The following is a 287-nucleotide window of genomic DNA, read 5'->3' as shown; positions in this document are numbered from 1 at the left end:
AAAAAAAGCGAATAATCTCCCCCACGAGTCCAAAAAAGGAGATACCTGCCTTTCCGAAAAAAATAAAAAAAGAGGGTGTCCATGCCGTACAGGACACCCTTACGCGAGTTTCCGTTTCCTATCGCTTTTATGAAAAAGGGGGTCTAGGAAACGATGATCACGCTTTACATTTTGGGGGAGAGGATTGAAAATGGCGTCATTCAAAATGACTCATTTCCCATTAGGCAAAAATAATGAGAGAACCATTCAGCTCCCTCATTTTTTTGCCTGCCTAGCAGCGACCTACT

The 287-nt window shown here is 42.9% G+C and carries 1 protein-coding gene; it reads left to right on the top strand.

Annotated features, from left to right (window positions below; all coding sequences use genetic code 11):
• On the top strand, positions 1–188 hold a 188-nt coding region (locus tag I656_RS19655), incomplete at its 5' end, for a hypothetical protein (protein WP_235048687.1).
• Between the last annotated feature and the right edge of the window lie 99 nt (positions 189–287).

The organism is Geobacillus sp. WSUCF1 (assembly GCF_000422025.1).
Classification (GTDB): Bacteria; Bacillota; Bacilli; order Bacillales; family Anoxybacillaceae; genus Geobacillus; species Geobacillus zalihae.
Note: the sequence above shows the minus strand (reverse complement) of the source record. Positions and strands in the feature narration are given on the sequence as shown.